The 22,528-nt window shown below is 68.1% G+C and carries 20 protein-coding genes; 8 read left to right on the forward strand and 12 right to left on the reverse strand.

Annotated features, from left to right (window positions below; all coding sequences use genetic code 11):
• Positions 1-21: 21 nt before the first annotated feature.
• Positions 22-1,134 carry a fatty acid desaturase gene (locus N5D30_RS04115; protein WP_279907787.1) on the reverse strand — a complete coding sequence of 371 codons (1,113 nt, stop codon included), beginning with the start codon at positions 1,132-1,134 and terminating at the stop codon, positions 22-24.
• The gene (locus tag N5D30_RS04120) at positions 1,115-2,203 is read right to left on the reverse strand and encodes an iron-sulfur cluster-binding domain-containing protein (protein WP_279907788.1); all 1,089 of its coding nucleotides are present in this window, start codon (positions 2,201-2,203) and stop codon (positions 1,115-1,117) included. Before N5D30_RS04120 ends, N5D30_RS04115 begins: the two co-directional genes overlap by 20 nt.
• A 136-nt stretch (positions 2,204-2,339) precedes the next feature.
• Here N5D30_RS04120 and fabR point away from each other — a divergent pair, with 136 nt between their 5' ends.
• From fabR to N5D30_RS04150, 6 genes are all read left to right on the forward strand, one after another.
• The gene (gene fabR, locus N5D30_RS04125) at positions 2,340-2,975 is read left to right on the forward strand and encodes an HTH-type transcriptional repressor FabR (protein WP_220811645.1); all 636 of its coding nucleotides are present in this window, start codon (positions 2,340-2,342) and stop codon (positions 2,973-2,975) included.
• A gap of 94 nt (positions 2,976-3,069) precedes the next feature.
• Positions 3,070-3,960, forward strand: coding sequence for a hypothetical protein (locus N5D30_RS04130; RefSeq protein ID WP_279907790.1), 891 nt, complete (start codon positions 3,070-3,072; stop codon positions 3,958-3,960).
• A gap of 289 nt (positions 3,961-4,249) precedes the next feature.
• Positions 4,250-4,831, forward strand: a complete 582-nt coding sequence (locus N5D30_RS04135) for a TIGR00730 family Rossman fold protein (protein ID WP_279907791.1) — start codon at positions 4,250-4,252, stop codon at positions 4,829-4,831.
• 73 nt (positions 4,832-4,904) lie between these two features.
• Positions 4,905-5,672, forward strand: coding sequence for a tetratricopeptide repeat protein (locus tag N5D30_RS04140; protein WP_279907792.1), 768 nt, complete (start codon positions 4,905-4,907; stop codon positions 5,670-5,672).
• 52 nt (positions 5,673-5,724) lie between these two features.
• The gene (locus N5D30_RS04145) at positions 5,725-6,786 is read left to right on the forward strand and encodes a response regulator (protein ID WP_279907793.1); all 1,062 of its coding nucleotides are present in this window, start codon (positions 5,725-5,727) and stop codon (positions 6,784-6,786) included.
• A gap of 4 nt (positions 6,787-6,790) precedes the next feature.
• Complete coding sequence (locus tag N5D30_RS04150; protein WP_220811636.1) at positions 6,791-7,234, forward strand: PAS domain-containing protein; 444 nt, start codon at positions 6,791-6,793, stop codon at positions 7,232-7,234.
• 9 nt (positions 7,235-7,243) lie between these two features.
• Here the strand turns inward: N5D30_RS04150 and N5D30_RS04155 are convergent, their stop codons facing one another.
• From N5D30_RS04155 to urtA, 10 genes are all read right to left on the reverse strand, one after another.
• Positions 7,244-8,599: a DEAD/DEAH box helicase gene (locus tag N5D30_RS04155; protein WP_279907794.1), complete on the reverse strand. Its 1,356-nt coding sequence runs from the start codon at positions 8,597-8,599 to the stop codon at positions 7,244-7,246.
• A gap of 32 nt (positions 8,600-8,631) precedes the next feature.
• Positions 8,632-9,675, reverse strand: a complete 1,044-nt coding sequence (locus N5D30_RS04160) for an AAA family ATPase (protein WP_279907795.1) — start codon at positions 9,673-9,675, stop codon at positions 8,632-8,634.
• A 78-nt stretch (positions 9,676-9,753) separates the two neighbouring features.
• Positions 9,754-10,794, reverse strand: coding sequence for an aliphatic amidase (locus N5D30_RS04165; protein WP_279907796.1), 1,041 nt, complete (start codon positions 10,792-10,794; stop codon positions 9,754-9,756).
• A gap of 180 nt (positions 10,795-10,974) precedes the next feature.
• Positions 10,975-11,322: a zinc ribbon domain-containing protein gene (locus N5D30_RS04170; RefSeq protein WP_279907797.1), complete on the reverse strand. Its 348-nt coding sequence runs from the start codon at positions 11,320-11,322 to the stop codon at positions 10,975-10,977.
• A gap of 62 nt (positions 11,323-11,384) precedes the next feature.
• A complete protein-coding gene (fmdA, locus tag N5D30_RS04175; RefSeq protein WP_279907798.1) occupies positions 11,385-12,614 on the reverse strand; it encodes a formamidase in 1,230 nt (409 codons plus the stop codon).
• 248 nt (positions 12,615-12,862) lie between these two features.
• A complete protein-coding gene (gene urtE, locus N5D30_RS04180) occupies positions 12,863-13,552 on the reverse strand; it encodes an urea ABC transporter ATP-binding subunit UrtE (RefSeq protein ID WP_279907799.1) in 690 nt (229 codons plus the stop codon).
• A 98-nt stretch (positions 13,553-13,650) separates the two neighbouring features.
• Entirely contained in the window at positions 13,651-14,415 is a 765-nt protein-coding gene (gene urtD / locus N5D30_RS04185; RefSeq protein ID WP_279907800.1) for an urea ABC transporter ATP-binding protein UrtD, read from the reverse strand.
• Entirely contained in the window at positions 14,412-15,584 is a 1,173-nt protein-coding gene (gene urtC, locus N5D30_RS04190; protein WP_279907801.1) for an urea ABC transporter permease subunit UrtC, read from the reverse strand. Before urtC ends, urtD begins: the two co-directional genes overlap by 4 nt.
• Before the next feature lie 133 nt (positions 15,585-15,717).
• Complete coding sequence (gene urtB / locus N5D30_RS04195) at positions 15,718-16,635, reverse strand: urea ABC transporter permease subunit UrtB (RefSeq protein WP_220811620.1); 918 nt, start codon at positions 16,633-16,635, stop codon at positions 15,718-15,720.
• Between the two features lie 96 nt (positions 16,636-16,731).
• Positions 16,732-17,967 carry an urea ABC transporter substrate-binding protein gene (gene urtA, locus N5D30_RS04200; protein WP_279907802.1) on the reverse strand — a complete coding sequence of 412 codons (1,236 nt, stop codon included), beginning with the start codon at positions 17,965-17,967 and terminating at the stop codon, positions 16,732-16,734.
• Positions 17,968-18,445: 478 nt separating this feature from the next.
• Here urtA and N5D30_RS04205 point away from each other — a divergent pair, with 478 nt between their 5' ends.
• Both N5D30_RS04205 and N5D30_RS04210 read left to right on the forward strand, forming a co-directional pair.
• Positions 18,446-21,844 carry an ATP-binding protein gene (locus N5D30_RS04205; RefSeq protein ID WP_279907803.1) on the forward strand — a complete coding sequence of 1,133 codons (3,399 nt, stop codon included), beginning with the start codon at positions 18,446-18,448 and terminating at the stop codon, positions 21,842-21,844.
• Positions 21,819-22,493, forward strand: a complete 675-nt coding sequence (locus N5D30_RS04210; RefSeq protein WP_279907804.1) for a response regulator — start codon at positions 21,819-21,821, stop codon at positions 22,491-22,493. The genes N5D30_RS04205 and N5D30_RS04210 overlap by 26 nt, the downstream gene beginning before the upstream one ends.
• The last annotated feature ends 35 nt before the right edge of the window (positions 22,494-22,528 follow it).

Consider the following 22,528-nt stretch of genomic DNA (forward strand, 5'->3'; position numbering starts at 1 on the left):
AGGTGGTGCGCATGGCGCACCCTACAGATCAGCCTGCATCGGCGACGGCAGCCGATAGACCCAGATGCGCCTGAGCACGCTGCCGAACTGCGCCGACAACCGCCCGCTGTTGTAGACCTGGCCGTAGCGGGCGGCGATCTCGCGCACCCGCGGCGCCAGCTCGGCGTAGCGCCGCGCCGGCAGGTCGGGGAACAGGTGGTGCTCGATCTGGTGGCTGAGGTTGCCGGTGAGGATGTGGAACAGCCTGCCGCCCTCCAGGTTGCTGGAACCACGCAACTGGCGCAGGTACCAGTGGCCGCGGCTCTCGCCTTCCACCGACTCCTTGGGGAACACCGCGGCGCGCTCGGTGAAGTGGCCGCAGAAGATCACCAGGAAGGTCCACAGGTTGCGCAACAGGTTGGCCAGCAGGTTGCCGGCCAGCACCGCCAGGGCGTTGGCGCCGCAGACCAGGGCCAGCAGCGGAAAGAACGCATAGTCCTTGACCCACTGGCGCAATATCTTGGCGCCGAAGCGACGGGCCAGCGGGCGCACCTCGTCACCGCTTATCTTGCCCTTGTACCACTTGTCCAGGCGCAGATGCTGGATGCCGACCGCGTACTGGAACAGCATCGCCTGCAGGGTCACCCACAGCGGCTGCCAGCGATAGAAGGGCCGCCAGCGCTGCTCGGGGAACAGCCGCACCACGCCGTAGCCGACGTCGTCGTCCATGCCCAGCACGTTGGTCCAGGTGTGGTGCACGTGATTATGGGTGTGCCGCCAGAAGTCGCCGGGGCCGACGATGTCCCACTCGTAGGCACGACCGGCCAGTTCGGGATCGTTCATCCAGTCGTACTGGCCGTGCATCACGTTGTGGCCCAGCTCCATGTTCTCGAGGATCTTGCCCAGCCCCAGCAGCAGGCTGCCGAGCAGCCAGGTGGGCGGGAACCAGCCCAGCATCAGCAGCGCCCGCCCGCTCCAGCAGCAGAAGCGCACGGCGGCGCGCACCCGGCGGATGTAGCGGGCGTCGGCCTCGCCCAGGTCGGCCAGGGTCGTCCGGCGCAGCTGGTCCAGTTCGGCGGCGAAGGCGTCCAGTTCGGCGGGGGTCAATTCACGGTCGGTGCGCATCGCGGCACTCCTACAGATCGATTCGTACATCGCCCAGCGGGGCGCTGACACAGGGGCGGATCGGTTGCCCCGGCTCGGCGAACACCTCACCGCTGCGCAGGTCGCGCACGGCGCCGCCGAGCAGCAGGCAGGTACAGCTGGCGCAGATGCCCTGGCGGCAGCCGTGGGCCGGGCGCAGGCCATGTTCCTCGGCCTGCTCCAGCAGGCTGCGGGCGCTGTCGCCGTTCGCCTCCAGGCGGCTGCGGAAGAAGTCCAGGCGCACCGCCTGGCCGGGTTCGAGCACGCGGCGCAGCGGGCTGAAGGCCTCGCTCTGCAGCACGCCGTCCCAGCCGTTGCGCACCGCCTCGACGAAGCCCGCCGGGCCGCAGGCGAGCAGCTCGAAACCGCTCATGCCGAGCAGGTGGCCAGGCTGGAAGCGCCCGCCCCGGGCATCGGCCGGCGCATCCGGGCCGGTCAGCAGCCAGCGCACCTGCAGATTGGAATGGCGCCGCATCAGTTGCTGCAGCTCGCCCTGGTAGGCGCGCTGGCCGGCCTCGCGCACGTAGTGGAGCAGGGTCACCGGCGCCGCGTAGCCCCGCGCCAGCGCCTCGCGCATCAGGCCGAGCAGCGCCGTGATGCCGCTGCCCGCCGCCAGCAGGCCGACTCCGGCCGCGCGCTCCGGCCAATGCAGTTCGCCCGCGGCCTGGCCCAGCTCCACCACCGCGCCCACCGGCAGGTGATCGAGCACATGGTTGGAGAAGCGCCCGCCCGGCTGGCGGCGGATGCCCAGTTCGACGCAGCCGTCCGGGTCGACCCGGGTCAGGCTGTAGCTGCGCCCATGGCGCACGCCGTCCAGTTCCAGGTGCAGCTGGACATGCTGGCCGGGCCGCCAGCCGCGGGCGTTGCCGTTACAGCGCAGGCGCAGCGCCAGCAGGTCGTCGCTGACCCACTCGCGCCCGACCACCCGGGCGAACACACGGCTCAGGCGCCAGGCCGGGTGCAGCCAGCCCAGCACGGCGTCCACCTCCGCCTCGCGCAGCCAGTCGCGCGCGGCCAGCAGTCGCAGGGGCTCCAGCCAGGGCGCGGAGCGACGAACGAGGGAAAGGGGCAAGACGGACATACGGCAATTCCAGTGAACAAGTGTTCACAAAAATACCAGAAGCCTCATATCTCAGTAAACACTTGTTCACTCACTGTGATTCGCCGGCGACAAGATGCTAGAGTGCCCCGCTAAGCCGTCATCGTCCCTGAACGCCATGTCGCCACGCGCAGAACAGAAACAGCAGACCCGCCACGCCCTGATGGATGCCGCCCGCAGCCTGATGGACAGCGGCCGCGGCTTCGGCAGCCTGAGCCTGCGCGAAGTCAGCCGCACCGCCGGCATCGTGCCGACCGGCTTCTACCGGCACTTCCAGGACATGGACGAACTGGGCCTGGCGCTGGTCGCCGAGGTCGACGCCACCTTCCGCAGCACCCTGCGCGAGGTGCGCCGCAGCCAGTTCGAGATGGGCAGCATCATCGAGGCCAGCGCGCGCATCTTCCTCGACGCGGTGAGCGACAACCGCAGCCAGTTCCTGTTCCTGGCCCGCGAGCAGTACGGCGGCTCGCAGCCGGTGCGCCAGGCCATCGGCCACCTGCGCCAGCGGATCACCGACGACCTGGCCGCCGACCTCAAACTGATGAACCGCACGCCGCACCTGGACGAGCCCGCGCTGGACATCGTCTCCGACCTGGTGGTGAAGACCGTGTTCGCCACCCTGCCCGAGCTGATCGACCCACCCGCCGAGGCGCTGCCCGCGCACCTCACGCCGGAAGCCAAGATGATCCAGCAACTGCGCTTCATCTTCATCGGCGCCAAGCACTGGCGCGGTATCGGCCAGGGCAGCGACTGAAGGCCGCCGCCGCGATGCGCCACCGAGACGGGGCGCACGGGCAGCCCCTTCCCGCCTTGCTAGACTGGCCCCGCCCTTCGCCGAAGTGTCCCGCATGCCCGCTCGCCTCGTCCCCCTGCTGCTCGTCCTGCTGACGCTGTCCCTGCCGGTGCGCGGCGAAGCATCTCGCCAGCCGGACGTGACCTGGAACATGAGCCCCTGGCCGGGCCTGATCAACGAGCGCGACAACCAGCCGGACGGCGGCATCATGGTCGAGCTGCTGCAGCAGATCGTCGAGCGCCTCCCGGAATACCGCCACCACTACCGCCTGAACAACCTCACCCGCGGCCTGGAACAGCTCAAGCGCGAGCCGCTGAGCTGCTTCTTGCCGACCTTCCGCACCGCCGAGCGCGACCGCCACGGCTACTACGTCGGCCTGTTCGTCGCCATGCCGCACCAACTGGTGGTGCGCAGCGAGGACGTGCAGCGCTTCGCCGCCGGCCGGGACGAGGTGTCGCTACGCGAGTTGCTGCGCGACAAGCGCCTGCGCGGCGGGCTGGTCCGCGACCGCAGCTACGGGCCGGTGCTCGACCCGCTGCTGCTGGCCCCCGAGGCGCAGCCCCAGCTGCAGCGCATCCAGACCAGCAGCGCCGGCAGCAACCTCTACGGCATGCTCGAACGCGGGCGCATCGACTACCTGCTGGACTACGCCGAGGTGGTGCAATACGTGCAGCGCCAGCAGGGCCTGGCGCGGGGCCTGAGCCTGCTGCCGCTGGCCGAGGTCGGCTCGCCCTACCTCAGCGGCATCTACTGCAGCCGCAACGCCGAGGGCGCCGAGCTGGTGCGCCGGATCGACGAGATCGCCCGCCGCCCCGAGGTCATCGCCCTGTTCATCGAGGCGCAGCAGACCTACATCCCGCCGCGCACCCTGGCCCACTATCAGCCCTGGCTGGAGCGCTTCTTCGCCGAGCGCCCGCAGCGGGACCTGACCTCGCTGCCGCGCTGAGAGTCTGTTTTGCCTTGCATAGCGCCAGCTCGCGAGATTTTGAACAGACTCTGAGGCGCGCGGCCCGGCTATGGGCCTGATCGAAACAATCAACGGGAAGCCCCGCCGCCCCGGGCGTAGTCTGGCCGCCAGACCCACCCGGAGAACCCGCCATGTCCACCCCGCATTTCCTGCACGCCCTGCTGGCCGCGTATGCCGCCGGCGCCAGCGGCACCTGCCCGGAACAACTCGCCTGACCGATCGGACAGGGTTACCCTGTGCGCCCTTCACGACCACGGGAGCCCCCTGCATGAACCTGAAGTCCGTCTGCGTGTTCTGTGGCGCCAGCCCCGGCGCCCGCCCGATCTACCGCGAAGCCGCCGAGAACCTCGGCCGCAGCCTGGCCGAGCGCGGCCTGACCCTGGTCTACGGCGGCGGCGCGGTCGGCCTGATGGGCGTGGTCGCCGACGCCGCCCTGGCCGCGGGTGGCGAGGTGATCGGCATCATCCCGCAGAGCCTGGAACGCGCCGAGATCGGCCACAAGGGGCTGACCCGCCTGGAAGTGGTCGACGGCATGCACGCGCGCAAGGCGCGAATGGCCGAGCTGGCCGACGCCTTCATCTCCCTGCCCGGCGGCCTGGGCACCCTGGAAGAACTGTTCGAGGTCTGGACCTGGGGCCAGCTCGGCTACCACGCCAAGCCGCTCGGCCTGCTCGAAGTGGACGGCTTCTACTCGCGCCTGACCGACTTCCTCGACCATCTGGTGGCCGAGCGCTTCGTCCGCGAACAGCACCGCGCGATCCTCCAGATCAGCCAGTCGCCCGGCGAACTGCTCGACCTGATGGACGCCTGGCAGCCGACCGCCGCGCCGAAGTGGGTGGACCGCACATAAGCCGGAGCGGCGCGGTGACAATGGCACGGCGCCGTGCTACACAAGGCGCCCACCCGCCAAGGATGTCCCGCCCATGCCCCTGCTCGCTGTGTTGCTCATCGCCTGCCAGGTCGCCTGCGGTCTGCACGTGGTCCGCAGCGGCCAGGAGCGCTACTGGCTGTACCTGATCATCGCCCTGCCGGGCCTCGGCTGCCTCATCTACTTCCTCGGCATCATGGCCCCGGACCTGCTGCGCAGCCGGCGAGGGCGCCGCACCCTCAACCAGCTGCACGACCGCCTCGACCCCGAGCGCCACCTGCGCGCCCTGTTCGATGCGCTGGAGCAGAGCGACACCCGCGAGACGCGGGTGCAGCTGGCCGACGAGCTGCTGCGCCTGGAGCGGGCCGCGGAAGCCGCCGAGCACTACCGCGCGGCCCTGCGCGGCGTCCACAGCCACGCGCCGGACATCATGCTCGGCCTCGCCCGGGCGCAGTTCGCCCAGCACGACGCCGCCGGCTGCCGCGACACCCTGGACCAACTGATCCAGCACAATCCGCAATACCGCTCCAGCGAAGGCCACCTGCTCTACGCCCGGGCCCTGACCGCGCTCGGTGAGCTGGCCAAGGCCGAAGAGGAATTCCACGCCCTGCTCGGCCACTTTGCCGGCCCCGAGGCCCGCTACCATTACGCCCTGCTGCTGCGCCGGGCCGGCCGCGACGCCGAGGCCCGCAGCCAGCTGGAGCAGATCGAGCAGTACGCACGGCGCGCGCCGAGGCACTATCGCAACCTGCACCAGGCCTGCCTGGCCGAGGTGCGCCAGGAGCTGAAGGCGCTGGACGCCCCGCAGCAGCAGAACGCCTAGCACCCCGAGCGGCCCGAACCGCCGCCGAAAACACCTCAAGACACGCATAACGATGCGACCAACGCGCGGCGCCGAGGTCTATGCTTGCGCTATCGATCTTCTTGCAGGTGTCCACGTGCTCCCACTGCTGGTCTGCGACGACTCCACCATGGCGCGCAAGCAACTGATCCGCGCCCTGCCCCCCGAGTGGCCGGTGTCCATCACCCAGGCCAGCCAGGGCGAGGAAGCCATGGCCGCGATCCGCCAGGGCCTGGGCCAAGTGGTGCTGCTGGACCTGACCATGCCGGTGATGGACGGCTATCAGGTGCTGGCCAAGGTCCGCGAGGAGGGCCATGCCTGCCGCATCGTGGTGGTCTCCGGCGATATCCAGGAGGAAGCCCAGCGGCGGGTCGCCGAGCTTGGCGCCCTGGGCTTCATCCGCAAGCCGGCGCCGGCCGACGAGCTGCGCGAGACCCTGCGCAGCCTCGGCCTGTTCCAGCCCCCGGCCACCGAAGAGCCGCCTCCGGCACGCAAGGAGCTGGCCTTCAAGGTCGGCTTTCGCGACGCCCTGCGCGAGGTCAGCAACGTCGCCATGGGCCGCGCCGCCGCGCTGCTGGCCGAGGAACTGGGGGTGTTCGTGCGCCTGCCGATCCCGGCGGTCAACCTGTTCGAGGTCAGCGAGCTGCACATGGCCCTGGAGGACGCCCGCCGTGGCGAGCACCTCAGCGCCGTGTGCCAGGGCTTCATCGGCGAGGCCATCGCCGGCGAGGCGCTGCTGCTGTTCCACGACTCGGAGGTGGCCGACATCGCCCGCCTGCTCGGCTGGCAGCCGGACAACGAGAACGACACCTCGGAGATGCTTCTGGACCTGGCCAGCATCCTGATCGGCGCCTGCCTGTCCGGCATCGCCGAGCAGTTGGACATCCGTTTCTCCCAGGGTCATCCGCAACTGCTCGGCCAGCACGCCCGGGTCGGCGAGCTGATCCAGCTCAACCGCGAGCGCTGGCGCCAGACCCTGGCGGTGGAAATCAGTTACGGCCTGGAGAACCACGCCGTGCACTTCGATCTGCTGTTGCTGTTCACCGAGGACTCGGTGCCGCGGCTGACCGGCAAGATCCAGCACCTGATGGAGTGAGCCGATGGGCGAACGCGCACAGATCGACCTGCAGGAGCTGCACTGGCTGCTCGACATCGTCCAGTGCCTGGACGTGGGCGTGCTGGTGCTGGACCGCGAGTACCGGGTCGAGGTGTGGAACAGCTTCATGGAGAACCACTCGGGCCTGGGCGCCGACCAGGCCCAGGGGCGGGTGCTGTTCGAGCTGTTCCCGGAGATCGACCGGCCCTGGCTGGAGCGCAAGGTCGGCACCGTGCTGCGCCTGGGCACCCGCGCCTTCAGCCTGTGGCAGCAGCGGCCCTACCTGATGCGTTTCAAGAGCTACCGGCCGATCACCGGCCAGGCCGACTTCATGTACCAGAACCTGACCATCCTCCCGCTGGCCGCCGCCCAGGGCCGCATCGAGCACCTGTGCCTGGTGATCTACGACATGACCGACGCGGCGGTCGGCCAGCTGCGCCAGGACTGAGCGCGGGGCCTACTTCTTCTTCGGCCGCGGCTTCTCGCCGAACTTCGGCACCGCGCGCACGGCCTTGGCCTTCGGCTTGTCGTCGTCGGCCTCGAACCAGTTGCCCATGTGGATCTTGCCCTTGCCGGCGCGGGCACCGGCACCGGCACCGGCACCGGGAATCACCTTGACCTTGGGCTTCTTCGGCTTCTTCAGTACCGCACCGCCGGGGGCGGTCTGCGGTACGCGGTGATCCGGCACAAAGCCCGGCTCGTCCTCGCGGCGGATGATCTGGCCGATCAGCGTCTCGATGGCGGCCAGCAGTTCGACCTCGTCGGCGCAGACCAGCGATACCGCCTCACCGGTGGCGCCGGCGCGGCCGGTACGGCCGATGCGGTGCACGTAGTCCTCGGCGACGATCGGCAGGTCGAGGTTGACCACTCGCGGCAGTTCGCTGATATCCAGGCCCCGCGCGGCCACGTCGGTGGCTGCCAGCACGCGCACCTCGCCGGCCTTGAACCGCTGCAGCGCGCGCAGGCGCGACGGTTGCGGCTTGTCGCCATGGATCGAGTCGGCAGCAATGCCTTCGGACAGCAGCAGTTGCTCCAACTCGTCGACGCCCTTGCGGGTCTTGGCGAATACCAGCAGCTGGTCCCAGCCACGTTCGCGATACAGGTGCAGCAGCAGCTCGCTCTTGCGCTTCTTGTCCACCGTCACCAGCCACTGCTTGACGCTCTTGGCCGCCGCATTACGCGGGCTGACCTCGATGGACAGCGGGTCGCGCAGCAGCTCCTTGGCCATCAGGCGGATGGCGTCGGAGAAGGTGGCGGAGAACAGCAGGGTTTGACGCTTGCGCGGCAACGCGCTGAACAGCTCGTCCAGCTCCTTGGCGAAGCCGAGGTCGAGCATGCGGTCGGCCTCGTCCAGCACCAGCGCCTGCAACTGGTCGAAGCGCACCGCGTTCTGCCGGTACAGGTCGAGCAGGCGGCCGGGGGTGGCCACCAGCAGGTCGATGCCCTTGCGCAGCTTCATCATCTGCGGGTTGATGCTGACCCCGCCGTACACCGTGTAGGTGCGCAGCGGCAGGTTCTGCGCGTACTGCTGCACGGCCTGCGCCACCTGCTCGGCCAGTTCGCGGGTCGGCACCAACACCAGCGCGCGCACCGAGTTGGCCGCCACCTGGCTCCCTTCCATGGTCAGCTTCTGTAGCAGCGGCAGGGCGAAGCCGGCGGTCTTGCCGGTGCCGGTCTGCGCCGCGGCGAGCACGTCGCGCCCCTTGAGCACGGCGGGAATGGCCTGCTTCTGCACCGGCGTGGGCTCGCGGTAGTCGAGCGCCTCCAGGATACGCAGCAGGGGTTCGATCAGGCCGAGAGGTTCGAAGGACATGGCGGAGCAACCAGAAACGGAAAGACGCCAGTTTAACCGTTCGACCGGTCGCGCTCGACCACCACACACAACCCGTCTTCATTGGCCTGCGCGCGCAGGCGGATCGCTGCTGGATCGAGCAGCACGCAGTCCGCGATGGCCGGCTCCAGCTCGGTACGCACCCGCCGCGCCAGGGCGCGGGCGCCGTAGCGCGCGTCGTGGGCGCGGCAAAGCCACTCCACCGCGCCCTCCTCCAGCCACAGCGAACGGCCCTGGCGGCCCAGGCGCTGGTTGAGCTTGGTCAGCTCGATCTCCAGCAGCGCCTCCAGCCAGTCGTCGTCGAGGGGCTGGAAGTCGAGGATACGGTCGATGCGGTTGAGGAATTCCGGGTCGAAGCTGCGCGTGAGCGCCCGTTCGCGCTCGCCGGCCTCGTCGGCGCGCAGGCCCAGCCAGCGGCGCCAGCCGCGGGCGAAACGCTCGCGCAAGCGCTGCACCGGCTGGGCGCCGACGTTGCTGGTCATGAAGATCAGGCTGTTGCGGAAATCCAGAGTACGGCTGCCGGCGGTGAGGGTCAGGCGGCCGTTCTCCAGCACGCCGAGCAGGCTGCGCAGCACCTCGGGGCTGGCCTTCTCCAGCTCGTCGAACAGCACGATGCCGGGGCGGCCGAATGTGCCGGCGATGGCCTCGGCGTCGAACAGGGTGGTGCCCTCCTTGCTGCCGACATAGCCCGGCGGCGCGCCGGTCAGCGCCGCGGCGTAGTGTTCCTGGGCCAGGGTATGCATGTCGATGCGGCAGAAGGCGTCGGCACGGCCGTGGATGGCCTGCGCCAGCAGGCGCACCACTTCGGTCTTGCCGACGCCGGTGGGGCCCATAAACAGGTTGACCGACAGCGGCCGCTCGCGCTCGCCGATATCGGCCTTGACCACCTTGAGCAGCGCCTCGACCTGCTCCAGCACCGCATCCTGGCCGACGATGCGCTCGCGCAATAGGGCCATGACCCTGGCCGGCTCGAACAGGAAGCGTGACTGCAACCGGGCAGCCGGCATTTCGTCCAGCTGCTGGCGGTTGTGTTCGATCAGGTCGTTGGCAAAAGGCATGGGATGGTCACCGGTAGGGTGTCGCGGGGCCGCCTAGGCCGTGCGCACCGCAAGCTCTCATGGTGCGCACAGCGCACCCTACGCGAAACGCTCCTTGCCCGGATGGGGCAGCTCGCCCACCGGACAATCGGCCACGCCGATGGTCGAGCGGGTCAGTTTCTCCACATCCTCCTGGGCCTTCTGCGCGTCCAGCACCCAGGTGCGGTAGAACTCGAACGGGCAGTCGGCCACGCCCTTGTCGCCGTCGCCAGAGTTGTACACGCCGGTGTAGCCACGGTGCAGCAGCTTGAACAGGTGGTTCTGCGACTGGTCATTGGCGCGTGCGTCGCGGATCTGCGAGACCGACAGCTGGGCGTACTGGATGCCCATCTCCTCCTCGCCGCACTCGCCGAGGGTGCGGCCGTCGAAGCCGATCAGCGCGGAGTGGCCGAAGTAGCTGTACACGCCGTCGAAACCGGTGGCGTTGGCCACCGCCACGTAGCAGTTGTTGGCCCAGGCCATGGTCTTGGCCATCAGTACCTGCTGGTCCTTGGCCGGGTACATGTAGCCCTGGCAGCGCACAATCAGTTCGGCGCCCTTCATCGCGCAGTCGCGCCAGATTTCCGGGTAGTTGCCGTCGTCGCAGATGATCAGGCTGATCTTCATGCCCTTGGGGCCTTCGGAGACATAGGTGCGATCACCCGGATACCAGCCCTCGATGGGGCACCAGGGGATGCATTTGCGGTACTTCTGCACGATCTCGCCCTGGTCGTTGATCAGGATGAGGGTGTTGTACGGCGCCTTGTGCGGGTGTTCCTCGTGGCGCTCGCCGGTGAGCGAGAAGATGCCCCAGGTCTTCGCCTCGCGGCAGGCGGCGGAGAAGATCGCGGTCTCCTCGCCCGGCACCGTGGCAGCGGTGGCCATCATCTCGTCCTTGTCGTACATGATGCCCATGGTGCTGTACTCGGGGAACACCACCAGGTCCATGCCCGGCAGGCCGAGCTTCATGCCTTTGATCATCTCGGCGATCTTGCGCGCGTTGTCGAGCACTTCGGCCTTGCTGTGCAGGCGCGGCATCTTGTAGTTGACGACGGCGACGCCGACGGTATCGGGGCTGCTGGAAATATCGCCGTGACGCATAAATGACTCCTCGCTTCGTAGGGTGGAAAAGCGCGAAGCGTCTCCCACCGGGGATCAGGTCGTGCCGGGCAATGCCGCAGCGCTGTGCCTCTGGGTTCCCGCCTGCGCGGGAATGACGGTGGAAAGGTGATGTCCGTGCCCCACGTCATCCCCGCGCAGGCGGGGACCCAATAAACAACCTCAGTGGCTGATCATCCACGGCCGCGCCGAGGGGCTGGCCTTGAGGCCGTGGGGGTTGGCCCTGGTCCGCTCGACCGGCTTGCTCGGGCCGCAGCAACTGCAGCCGGCCGGGTGCTTGCGGTTGGTCTTGTATTCTTCGAGGGTCTGCGGCGCGTGGCGCGAGCGCTCGTTGGTCTCGATGGCGCGGCGCTGGCTGCCGGGCATGGTGGCCAGGCCCGGGGCGCTGAGGATCACCCGCGCGCTTTCTGTCTCGCAGTAGGGGCAGGCGCAGGGGGTGTCGCGCTCGGCCATCGGCCGCAGCATGGTGAAGTCGCCGCAGTGCGGGCAGTCGTATTCGTAGATCGGCATGGCAGCGTTCCTCGATAAATTCGGTGCGCACGGCGCACCCTACGGCGCCGTGCGTGCCGGCCTCACTTCTCGTAGGCGATGGGCATGTCGATGCTGCCGTCCAGGTACTTGGTCGGGCCGCTCGCGCTGGGGTTGATGTCGAACTCGAAGATGTCGGTCGGCAGCCACAGGGTGGCGCAGGCGTTGGGGATGTCGACCACGCCGCTGATGTGCCCCTGCACCGGCGCCGAGCCGAGCAGCGAATAGCCCTGGGCCGGCGAGTATCCGAACTTGGTCAGGTAGTTGATGGCGTTGAGGCAGGCCTGCTGGTAGGCCAGGTTGACGTCCAGGTAGTGCTGCTTGCCGGCGTCGTCGACCGAGATGCCTTCGAAGATCAGGAAGTTGTTGTAGGTCGGCACGATCGGGCTGGGCTTGAAGATCGGGTTCTTGATGCCGTACTTGGCCATGCCGCCCTTGATCAGCTCGACCTTCATGTGCACCCAGCCGGCCATCTCGATGGCGCCGCAGAAGGTGATTTCGCCGTCGCCCTGGCTGAAGTGCAGGTCGCCCACCGACAGGCCGGCGCCGTCGACATAGACCGGGAAGAAGATCTTCGAGCCGCGCGACAGGTCCTTGATGTCGCAGTTGCCGCCGTGCTCGCGCGGCGGCACGGTGCGCGCGCCGGTGGCGGCGGCCATGTCGCGGGCGGCGCCGGTGAGCTTGCCCATGTGCGCGGTGGAGGAAAACGGCGGGTTGGCCAGTGGCGGCACGCGGGTCGGGTTGGTGTCGATCAGCTCCTGCTCGCGGCGGTTCCACTCGGCGAGCATCTTGTGGTCCGGCAGGCAGCCGATCAGGCCGGGGTGGATCAGGCCGGCGAAGCGCACGCCGGGGATGTGCCGGCTCTTGGTGAACATGCCCTCGAAGTCCCAGATCGACTTCTGCGCGGACGGGAAGTAGTCGGTGAGGAAGCCGCCGCCGTTGTTCTTCGAGAAGAAGCCGTTGAAGCCCCACTGCGACTCGGCCTTGGCGCCGATGTCGAGCAGCTCGACGATCAGCAGGTCGCCCGGCTGGGCGCCATGCACGCCCACCGGGCCGGACAGGTAGTGCACGGTGGACAGGTCGACGTCGCGCACGTCGCTGGCGTCGTCGTCGTTCTTGATCGCGCCGCCGGTCCAGTCGTAGGTCTCCAGGATGAAGTCGTCGCCCGGCTTGACCCAGCAGGCCATCGGGATGTCCGGGTGCCAGCGGTTGTGGACTTGTTCGTTCTCGGTGGCGGCCTGGTTGAGGTCGACCTTGATCAGGGTATCGGTCATGACAGTGCTCCTGGGACCAGTGGTGGGTGCCTGGCGTCTGCGCGCCGGGGTACGGTGGCCAGTCTCGAGGAGCGCGGCGAGGCGGGAAATACGTCGGATGACGTATGGCCGGCGCCGGCAACGGCGGGCCTTGCGGCGCTTTTTCGCGGGCGCGAAAAAGCGGCCGGCGCATGGAGAACACGCCGGCCGTAAAACGGGGGAGTCTGTCTTGCGGCCCGGACGGAATCCGGGCTACGCGGGGTGCGTCGTCACACGGAGAGGTAGCGGCTGATGGTCGCCTCGTCGACCTTGTCGCGCGCCTCCTCGACCACGAACTTGCCCTTCTCGATGACTAGGAAGCGGTCGGCGATTTCCATGGTGAAGGACAGCACCTGCTCGGAGACGACGATGGTCAGGTCGCGCAGGTTGCGGATCTCCTTCAGGGTGCGGGCGATGTCCTTGATGATCGACGGCTGGATGCCCTCGGTAGGCTCGTCGAGCAGCAGCACCTTGGGGTTGGTGGCCAGCGCGCGGGCGATGGCCAGCTGTTGCTGCTGGCCGCCGGAGAGGTTGCCGCCCTTGCGGTGGCGCATCTCCTGCAGCACCGGGAACAGCGCGTAGAGGTCGTCCGGCACCTTGCCCTTGGCCGACGCCGGCAGGCCGGTCTGGATGTTCTCCAGTACGGTCATGCTGGGGAAGATCATCCGCCCCTGGGGCACGTAGGCGATGCCGGCCTCGACCCGCTGGTGGGTTTCCAGCCTGGAGATGTCCCGGCCGTCGACGCTGATCTGCCCGCCCCACTGCGGCAGCACGCCCATCAGGCTCTTGAACAGGGTGGTCTTGCCCATGCCGTTGCGGCCCATCACCGCGACGATGTCCTTCTTCGCCACGTCGAGGTTGAGTTCGTGGAGGATCTGGCTCTGGCCGTAGCCGGAGACGAGGTTGCTGATCTGGAACATGAATGTCACTCCTACGTAGGGTGCGCTGCGCGCACCATTGCGCATCCGGCGGTGCGCACGGCGCACCCTACGGCCGGTGGAAGCCTCGGCACCCGGGATCAGTGCCCCAGGTACACCTCGATGACCTTGGGATTGCTCTGCACCGCGTCCATGCTGCCCTCGGCCAGCACCTTGCCCTGGTGCAGCACGGTGACCTTGTGGGCGATGCTCTTGACGAACTCCATGTCGTGCTCGATGACCAGCACCGAGCGGCCCTGGCTGATGCGCTTGAGCAGCTCGGCGGTGGCCACCCGCTCGCTGACGCTCATGCCGGCCACCGGCTCGTCGAGCATCAGCAGCTGCGGGTCCTGCATCAGCAGCATGCCGATCTCCAGCCACTGCTTCTGGCCGTGAGAGAGCAGGTCCGCCTGCATGTGCAGGTGCTCGCCGAGCATGATCTCCGCCGCCACCTGCTCGACCCGCTCGATCACCGCCGGCGAGCGCTTGAAGAACAGCGCGCCGAACACCTTGCGCCCGGCCGGGTAGGACATTTCCAGGTTCTCGAACACCGTCAGGTTCTCGTAGATCGATGGGTTCTGGAACTTGCGCCCGACCCCGGCGCGGACGATGTCGAACTCGCGCATCCTGGTCAGCTCGCGGTTCTCGAACTGGATGCTGCCGGCAGTAGCCTTGGTCTTGCCGCAGATCAGGTCGAGCACCGTGGTCTTGCCGGCGCCGTTGGGGCCGATGACCACGCGCACCTCGTTGCGGTCGATGTACAGGTTGAGGTCGTCGACCGCCTTGAAGCCGTCGAACGACACGGTCAGGCCCTCGATGGCCAGCACCGGTTTGGGCATCTGGAAGCCGGTTGGATTCGGGCTCATGGGGTGGTCTCCAGTTCGGGAGTGGGTGCGGCCTTGGCGATGGGCCTGGTCGGCGGCTCGACCACCGCCGGCACCTTCTTCGCCGGCATCAGGCGTGCCAGCCAGCGCTTGCCGTGGCTGTCCCACAGGCCGGCGATGCCGTTGGGGAAGTACATCACCACGACGATGAACAGGCCGCCCATCAGGTACAGCCACAGCTCGGGGAAGCTCTCGGAGAAGTAGGTCTTGCCGAAGTTGACCAGCAACGCGCCGTACACCGCGCCGAGCAGCGACAGGCGCCCGCCGACGGCAGCGAAGATGACCATCTCGATCGACGGCACGATGCCGACGAAACTCGGCGACATGAAGCCGACCTGCAGGGTGAACATCGCCCCGCCGATGGCGGCGAAGGCGGCGCCGACGCAGAACACGAAGATCTTGAAGCTGGCCACGTCGTAGCCGGAGAAGCGCACGCGTTCCTCCTTGTCACGCATGGCCAGCAGCAGGCGGCCGAGCTTGGAGGCGATGATGAAGCGCGCCAGCAGGATGCAGCCGAACAGCAGGAAGGCGCTGACGAAGTACAGGATCAGCTTGGCCTCGTCGGTGCGGATGTCCCAGCCCATCAGGGTGCGCAGGTCAGTGATGCCGTTGACCCCGCCGGTGAAGCCCTGCTGGCCGATGATCAGCACGGTGAGGATCAGCGCGATGGCCTGGGTGACGATGGAGAAGTACACGTCGCCGACGCGGCGCTTGAACATGGTCAGGCCGATCACCAGCGCCAGCAGCACCGGCACCGCGATCACCGCCAGCACGGTGAAGCCGAAGCTGTGGAACGGCTGCCAGAGCATCGGCAGCTCGGTGATCTGGTTCCAGTCCATGAAGTCCGGGATGCCGGGGGTGGACTGGATCTTGGTGCTCTCCGGGTCGGAGGCCTCGAGCTTGAGGAACATCGCCATGCAGTAGCCGCCGAGGCCGAAGAAGATGCCCTGGCCGAGGCTGAGGATGCCGCCGTAGCCCCAGCACAGCACCAGGCCGACGGCGACGAAGGCGTAGGTCAGGTACTTGCCGACCATATTCAGGCGGAAGGCGTCCAGCGCCAGCGGGAACACCACCAGGATCAGCGCGGCGAGCACCGCCAGGCCGATGGCGCCCTGCTTGCCGCCCAGGAGTTTGTCGAGAGTCGGGTTCATCTGCGGGTCCTCATGCTTGAACGTTCCCTCTCCCCCTGGGAGAGGGTCAGGGCGAGGGAGATGGCGGCAGCGCGGAGCCCGCCCCTCACCCCCGGCCCCTCTCCCAGCGGGAGAGGGGTGACAGCGTTGCCGCTCATTTGCGCACCTTGATCGAGAACAGCCCCTGCGGACGCATCATCAGGATCAGGATCACTGCCGACAGGGTCAGCACCTTGGCCATCGAGCCGCTCATGAAGAACTCCATGATCGACTGGGCCTGGGCGATGGTGAACGCCGAGGCGATGGTGCCGAGCAGGCTGGCCGCGCCGCCGAAGACCACCACCAGGAAGGTGTCGACGATGTACAACCCGCCCGCGGTCGGGCCGGTGGAGCCGATGGTGGTGAAGGCCGCGCCGGCCACCCCGGCCACGCCGCAGCCGAGGGCGAAGGTCATGCGGTCGACGCGCTTGGTGTTGATGCCCACCGCGCGGCTCATCACCCGGTTCTGCATGGTGGCGCGCACCTGCAGGCCCCAGCGCGAGCGGTAGAGCATGAGGAAGATGGTGGCGGTGAGCAGAATGGTCAGGCCCATCACGAACAGGCCGTTGCGCGGGATGTCGATGGCTTCGGTGGGGTTCCACGAGCCCATCAGCCACTCCGGCAGGGTGGCGCTGACCTCGCGCGCACCGAAGATCGAGCGGAACGCCTGCTGCATCACCAGGGACAGGCCCCAGGTCGCCAGCAGGGTATCCAGCGGCCGGTGGTAGAGCTTGCTGATCATCGCCCACTCCACCAGCCAGCCGATGGCGCCGGCGATGACGAAGGACAGGGCGATGGCGAAGAAGAAGTAGTAAGGCCCGAAGGCCGGGGCGTACTGTTCGGTCAGCGAGGACACCACGAAGGTGGTGTAGGCGCCGATGGTGAGGAACTCGCCGTGGGCCATGTTGATCACGCCCATCTGGCCGAAGATGATCGCCAGCCCCAGAGCCATCAGCAGCAGGACGCAGAACACGGACAAGCCGTTGAAGCCCTGCATGGCCGCGATGGCACCAAATTCCGATAGCCATTCCATAGGAGCACCCTCAGAAGAAGTTGCAAGCTTCAAGCTTCAAGCCGCAAGCAGAGCGCACTCCACTTGCCGCTTGAGGCTTGCAGCTCGTCGCTGCTGTTACTGGTAGCCTTTCGGGAACGGGTTCGGCTCGATCAGGCCGGACTCGTAGACCACCTTGAACTGGCCGTCCTTCTGCACCTGGCCGATGCGGGTCTTGCTCCACAGGTGATGGTTGTCATGCACCTTCACGTAGCTCTCCGGGGCGGTGTTCAGCTCGATGCCCGGCGAGGCGGCGGCCACCTTGTCGACGTCGAAGCTGCCGGCCTTCTCCACCGCGGCCTTCCACAGCCACGGGCCGAGGTAGGCGGCCTGGGTCACATCGCCGATCACCGCGTCCTTGCCGTACTTGGCCTTGAAGGCCTCGACGAAGGCGGCGTTGTTCGGGTTGTCCAGGCTCTGGAAGTACTTCATGGAGGCGTAGAAGCCTTCCATGTTCTCGCCGCCGATGCCGAGCAGCTCATCCTCGGTGACCGACAGGGTCAGCAGGTTCTGCTTGGCGGAGGTCACGCCGGCGGCCTTCATCTGCTTGTAGAAGGCGACGTTGGAGCCGCCGACCACGGCGGTGAAGACCACGTCGGGCTTCTTCAGCTTGACCTTGTTGATCAGCGAGCCGAACTGGGTGTTGCCCAGCGGGTAGTACTCCTCGCCGACCACCTCGCCGCCGAGCACGTTCTCGATGTGCTTGCGCGCGATCTTCATCGAGGTGCGCGGCCAGATGTAGTCGGAGCCGATCAGGTAGAAGGTCTTGGCGCCCTTCTCCTTGGCGATCCAATCGAGGCCGGCGAGGATCTGCTGGGTCGCCTCCTGGCCGGTGTAGATGACGTTCTTCGACTGCTCCAGGCCCTCATAGAAGGTCGGGTAGTAGAGCAGGCCGTTCTCCTTCTCGAACACCGGCAGCACCGCCTTGCGCGAGGCCGAGGTCCAGCAGCCGAACACGGCGGCGACCTTGTCGCCCACCAGCAGCTTCTTGGCCTTCTCGGCGAAGGTCGGCCAGTCGGAGGCGCCGTCTTCCTGGATCACCTTGATCTGCCGGCCGAGGATGCCGCCGGAGGCGTTGATCTGCTCGATGGCCAGGCGCTCGGCCTGGATCGAACCGGTCTCGGAAATGGCCATGGTGCCGGTGGCCGAGTGCAGCTGGCCGACCGTCACCTCGGTGTCGGTCACCGCCAGGCCGGTGGTGTTGGCGGCGTCGGCCATGGCGCCCTGGCTGAACACGCTGGCGGCCAGCAGCGAGAGCGCGGCGGCGCCCAGCGCCAGCCGGCGGGGTAGAAGTCGGGTCGGTTGTGCATCCATCGTCGTGCTCCTCGTGCGGTTGGGTCGTCGCCGGCCTGTCTGCGCAGGTCTGCTCCGGGTTCGCCGCAAGAATGCGTGCGCCCCTCCCGCCGGGGTATACGCAGCATGACGTAAGCGCATACGTCATCTGACGTACAGCCCCGGAGCACCGTATTGGTGCACGCTGCGCGCAAGGCCAGCGGCCGGACAGAAGCCCGTGCGCGCGTGGCGAGGGCTGCAAGGCCGGGGCATGGATGTTGCAACCGCGCTGGTGTCGGTGTCGGCGTGGATTGTGGGAGCGGCCTCGGCCGCGAATACATGCCCGCAAGCCCCATCGCGGCCAAGGCCGCTCCCACCCAAAGCCCCAGACCCCAGACCCCAGACACCAGACACCAGACACCAGACACCAGACACCAGACACCAGACACCAGACACCGGCAACAAGAACCCCAGCGCAAGGACGGCGCGAGTACCCATGTCATCGACCAGGAACCGCACCGTGCAACCCACCGGAACCCAGCGCATCGTCAAGATCCGCCGCGACTACAACAGCTGGGTCGCCGACGAGACCATGGAGGACTATGCCCTGCGCTTCACCCCGCGGGCGTTCCGCAAGTGGTCGGAGCTGCGTATCGCCAACACCGCCCTGGGCGCCGTGTCGTTCCTCGCCCTGGAAGCCATCGGCGGCGCCCTGGCGCTGTCCTACGGCTTCACCAACACCCTGTGGGCGATCCTCGCGGTGAGCCTGGTGATCTTCCTCACCGGCCTGCCGATCAGCTACTACGCGGCGCGCTACGGCGTGGACATGGACCTGCTGACCCGCGGCGCCGGCTTCGGCTACATCGGCTCGACCATCACCTCGCTGATCTACGCCAGCTTCACCTTCCTGTTCTTCGCCCTCGAAGCGGCGATCATGGCCCTGGCCCTGGAGCTGTACTTCGACCTGCCGCTGGCCCTGGCCTACGTGATCTGCTCAGTGATCATCATTCCCCTGGTGGCCTACGGCATCACCCTGATCAACCGCCTGCAGACCTGGACCCAGCCACTGTGGCTGGTGCTGCTGTTCCTGCCCTACCTGTTCGTGATCCTGAAGAACCCCGGCGCGCTGTCCGACTGGACCAGCTTCGCCGGCCGCGAGGGTGAGGCCGGCGCCTTCAACCTGCTGTCGTTCGGCGCCGCCTGCACCGTGGCCCTGGCCCTGGTCACGCAGATCGGCGAGCAGGTCGACTATCTGCGCTTCCTGCCGGAGAAGACCGCGCAGAACCGCAAGCGCTGGTGGGCCGCGCTGCTGATGGCCGGGCCGGGCTGGATCATCCCCGGCGCGCTGAAGATGCTGGCCGGCGCCTTCCTCGCCTTCCTCGCGCTGCAGCACGAGATTCCCATCGAGCGCGCCGCCGAGCCGACCCAGATGTACCTGGTGGCCTTCCACTACGTGTTCTCGTCGCCGGAATGGGCGCTCGGCGCCATGGTGCTGTTCGTCATCGTCAGCCAGGTGAAGATCAACCTGACCAACGCCTACGCCGGCTCCCTGGCCTGGTCCAACTTCTTCGCCCGGGTCACCCACAGCCACCCGGGCCGGGTGGTGTGGCTGGTGTTCAACGTCGCCATCGCCCTGATGCTGATGGAGCTGGGCGTGTTCGAGGCGATCGAGGAGGTGCTCGGGCTGTACGCCAACATCGCCATCGCCTGGATCGGCGCGCTGGTCGCCGACCTGGTGATCAACAAGCCGCTGGGCCTGTCGCCGAAGCACATCGAGTTCAAGCGCGCCCACCTGTACGACATCAACCCGGTGGGCGTCGGCGCCATGCTGATCGCCTCGCTGCTCTCGGTGCTGGCCCACGCCGGCCTGTTCGGCGCCCTGGCCCAGGCCGCCTCGCCGATGGTGGCGCTGGGCTCGGCCTTCCTCTGCGCGCCGCTGCTGGCCTGGCTCACCGGCGGGCGCTTCTACATCGCGCGGCAGAGCTCGGCGGCGCTGATCCACCCGCCGGGTGCGCGCGAGGCGCCGCGCTGCGGCCTGTGCAACAACGCCTTCGAGCGCGAGGACATGGCCTTCTGCCCGGCCTACAGCACGCCGATCTGCTCGCTGTGCTGCTCGCTGGACGCCCGCTGTGGCGACGCCTGCAAGCCCCACGCACGGCTGTCCCGGCAGGTCGACGGCCTGCTCCACTGGCTATTCCCCTGGGCTAGCATCCCGCGCCTGCACAGCCGCCTGGCGCAGTACCTGGGCTTCCTCGCGCTGCTGGTGCTGATGCTGTTCGGCGCGCTGGCACTGATCTACAGCCAGGTCTCCCACGGCCTGGTACCGAACTCGCCGGAGGTCCAGCAGACCCTGTACCAGGCCTTCCTCAAGGCCTTCCTTACCCTCTCGCTGTTCGCCGGCATGCTCGCCTGGTGGATCGTCCTGACCCGCGAGAGCCGCCAGGTGGCGCAGCAGGAGTCGGACCGCCAGACCCTGCTGCTGATGCAGGAGATCGAGGCCCACGGCAAGACCGACGAGGCGCTGCAGAAGGCCAAGGTGCTGGCCGAGAGCGCCAACGCGGCGAAGAGCCGCTACGTCACCGGCCTGTCCCACGAGCTGCGCACGCCGCTCAACAGCATCCTCGGCTACACCCAGATCCTGCAGCGCGACGCGGCCATGCCCGCGCGCCACCGCGACGCCCTGGCGACCATCTTCCGCAGCGGCTCGCACCTGCTGTCGCTGATCGACGGCCTGCTCGACGTGGCCAAGATCGAGGCCGGCAAGCTGCACCTGGAGCTTTCGGAAATCCCCCTCCCCGAGTTCGTCGACCAGCTCGAACGCATGTTCACCCCGCAGGCCGCCGAGAAGGGCCTGGCCTTCCACCTGGAAACGGTCGGGCGGATTCCGGCGGTGGTGCGCGGCGACGAGAAGCGCGTGCGGCAGATCCTGATCAACCTGCTCGGCAACGCCGTGCGCTTCACCGAGCAGGGCGAGGTGCGCCTGCGCGTCAGCTACCTGCGCGAGACCGCCTGCTTCGAGATCGTCGACACCGGCATCGGCATCGCGCCGGAGCAGATCGAACGCATCTTCCAGCCCTTCGAGCGCGGCGACCTGATGCGCCAGGACAACGGCGTCGGCCTGGGCCTGACCATCACCCGCATGCTCACCGCGCTGATGGGCGGCGAACTGTCGGTGCACAGCGAGCCGGGCAAGGGCACGCGCTTCCAGGTGCGCCTGTTCCTCTCCGAGGTGCGCGCCCCCCGGGCAGTGGTGCACGTGGCGCACGACATCATCGGCTACCAGGGCCCGCGCCGGCTGATCCTGGTGGTGGACGATCACCTGGAACACCGCCGCGTGCTGGCCGGCATGCTCGAACCGCTGGGCTTTCGCGTCGAACAGGCGGCCAGCGGCCAGGAGGCGATCCGCCAGGTGGCGCTGCTGAACCCCGACCTGATCCTGATGGACCTGTCGATGCCGCAGATGGACGGCTTCGAGACCAGCCGGCTGATCCGCCGCAACGCCCTGTCCCAGGCACCGATCATCGTGATCTCGGCGAACGCCTTCGCCGACGACCGCGAACGCAGCATCGCCGCCTACTGCAACGACTACCTGGCCAAGCCGGTACATACCCCGGCGCTGCTCGAACGCATCCAGCAGCAGCTCGACCTGCAGTGGCTGCACCGCGTCGCCGAGCCGGAGCCCGTGCCGCCACCGATCGAAATACTGCCCAGCGCCAGCGAACTGGCCGAGCTGCGCGAGCTGGTGGCGCTCGGCTACATGCGCGGCATCCAGGACAAGCTGGACGCCATCGAGCGGCAGACGCCCGCCTGCGCGCCCTTCACCGCCCGGCTGCGGGCCCTGGCCAAGGGCTTCCGCCTGGACGAACTCAACCGCCAACTCAAGGAGGCCGAACATGAATGCAGCCACGCAGCTTGCTGAGCGCGGCACCGTGCTGATCGTAGACGACACGCCGGACAACCTCGCCCTGCTCTCCGACGCCCTCGACGCCCAGGGTTACATGGTGCTGGTGGCTCTCGACGGCCAGAGCGCGCTGAACCGCATCCAACGGCGGCGCCCCGACCTGATCCTGCTCGACGCGATGATGCCCGGCCTGGACGGCTTCGAGACCTGCCGGCGGATCAAGGCCGAGCCGAACAGCGCCGACATCCCGGTGCTGTTCATGACCGCGCTGACCGACAGCGAACACGTGGTGGAAGGCTTCGCCGCCGGCGGCAGCGACTACGTGACCAAGCCGATCCACACCGACGAGGTGCTAGCGCGGGTCGCCGCCCACCTGCGCACGGCACGCACCCTGCAATCGGCCCGCGCCGCCGCCCAGCCGGTGGACCTGACCCTGAGCAACGAGCCGACCTTCGAGGCGCTGTCGAGCCGCTTCCAGCTCACCGAACGCGAGGTGGAGGTGCTGCGCTGGGTGGCCTGCGGCAAGACCAACCGCGACATCGGCGACATCCTCGGCCTCAGCCCGCGCACAGTGAACAAGCACCTGGAGCACGTCTACGTGAAGCTCGGCGTGGAAACCCGCACCGCCGCCGCCGCGGTAGCCATCTCCGCCAGCGTGGCGCGCTAAACGAAACCCGACCCGCCGCGATCGTAGGGTGCGCC

It is taken from the genome of Pseudomonas sp. GD03875 (assembly GCF_029840585.1).
Lineage (GTDB): Bacteria > Pseudomonadota > Gammaproteobacteria > Pseudomonadales > Pseudomonadaceae > Aquipseudomonas > Aquipseudomonas paralcaligenes.